3 protein-coding genes are annotated in these 1,414 nt (G+C 71.9%); 2 read left to right on the top strand and 1 reads right to left on the bottom strand.

Translation table 11 applies throughout. From position 1 onward, the window contains the following. Nucleotides 1-444 (bottom strand): MFS transporter (locus tag G3I65_RS05845; protein WP_160695192.1); only part of this gene is annotated, 444 nt, incomplete at its 3' end. A 71-nt stretch (nucleotides 445-515) separates the two neighbouring features. Here G3I65_RS05845 and G3I65_RS05840 point away from each other — a divergent pair. Together G3I65_RS05840 and G3I65_RS05835 are read left to right on the top strand one after the other, a co-directional pair. After that, complete coding sequence (locus G3I65_RS05840) at nucleotides 516-986, top strand: helix-turn-helix domain-containing protein (protein WP_160695191.1); 471 nt, start codon at nucleotides 516-518, stop codon at nucleotides 984-986. A gap of 91 nt (nucleotides 987-1,077) precedes the next feature. After that, a partial coding sequence (locus G3I65_RS05835) for a leucine zipper domain-containing protein (RefSeq protein ID WP_160695190.1) occupies nucleotides 1,078-1,414 on the top strand: 337 nt, incomplete at its 3' end.

The following is a 1,414-nucleotide window of genomic DNA, read 5'->3' as shown; positions in this document are numbered from 1 at the left end:
GCCGGTGGCGATGCGCGCGCCGAGGATGCCGACCACCACGCCGGACGTCACGACACCGAGGTTGCGGCCCCGCTCGCCGGGCGGGGACAGCTCCGCCGTGTACGCGACCGCCGTCTGCACCACGACCGCGAACGAGCCCGCCGCGGCCAGCCCGGCGAACGCCACCCAGGCGGCCGGTGCGGCCGCGGTGAGCGCGAGGCCGCCCGCTTCCAGTCCTAAGTGGACAGCGAGCAGCCGTCGCCGGTCGAGCAGGTCTCCCAGCGGCACCAGCAGTACCAGCCCGGCGAGGTAACCGAGCTGGCCGGCGGCGACGAACCAGCCGGCCGCGGTCCGGACGACGCCGAGGTCGTCCCCCATCGGGCCCAGGACCGGCTGTCCCGCGTAGACCCCGGCGACCGCCACCCCGCACACGACCGCCAGCAGCAGCCTCGTTCCCCGTCCCATGACCCCTCCGCACTTGGTTGCGTTTTGCAACCCTTCGCAGAGTAGGGCAGAATGGTTTCAATCAGCAACTCATGGAGGACGTGGTGGAAGCGAGCTGGACCGACCCGGAGTGCCCGGTCGCCCGCGCGGCCGACCTGGTCGGGGACCGCTGGAGCCTGCTGATCATCCGCGACGCGATGGACGGCGCCCGCTCGTTCACCGACTTCCAGCAGCGCACGGGCATCGCGCGCAACATCCTCACCGACCGGCTCCGCAAGCTCACCGCGCACGGCCTGCTCGAGCACGTCGAAGCCCCGACGGGCAAACGCCGCCGCTACGCCCTCACCGACGCGGGCAAGGACCTCTTCCCCGTGGTCGTCACGCTCCGGCAGTGGGGCGAGCGGCACGCCTTCGAGCCGGGCGAAGCGCGTTCGGTCCTGGTCGACGCGCACGGCGCCGTCGTCCCGGACGTCGTGCCCGCGGCCGCGGACGGGACCACGCTGACCAGCGACACGACGTCCGTGCTGAAGGCGCCTAGCTGTAGTGACCATGGACGTTGTTGACGGTTGAGCGGCGCGTCGGGTTGATCACGACGAAGACCTCCGTGTGTGGTGCTGGTGTCTGACGCCACCACCGATCACAACGGAGGTCTTCGTGCCCCACCGTAACGCCCGGTTGACCCCGCACGGCCGCAGGTTGCTCATCGACCGGGTCACCGCCGGCCGCCCCGTCGCCCACGTCGCCACCGAGCTGGGCATCTCCCGCGCGACCGGACACAAATGGGTCCGCCGCTACCGCCAGCACGGCGATGAAGGCCTGCTCGACCGCTCCTGCCGGCCACACCACTCACCACGGCGCGTCCCGGACCACACCGAGCAGCAGATCATCGATCTGCGCCGGACCCGCCGGCTGGGCCCGGCCCGCATCGCCGGGATCCTGCACCTGCATGCCTCGACCGTGCACCGGGTCCTGACCCGCCACCACATGCCGA

The organism is Amycolatopsis sp. SID8362 (assembly GCF_010550475.1).
GTDB classification, from domain to species: domain Bacteria; phylum Actinomycetota; class Actinomycetes; order Mycobacteriales; family Pseudonocardiaceae; genus Amycolatopsis; species Amycolatopsis eburnea.
This window is presented reverse-complemented; position numbering and strand designations above follow the sequence as displayed.

Coding starts and splice junctions, on each gene's coding strand:
- G3I65_RS05840 (WP_160695191.1), top strand. CDS start 516: ATGGAGGACGTGGTGGAAGCGAGCTGGACCGACCCGGAGTGCCCGGTC.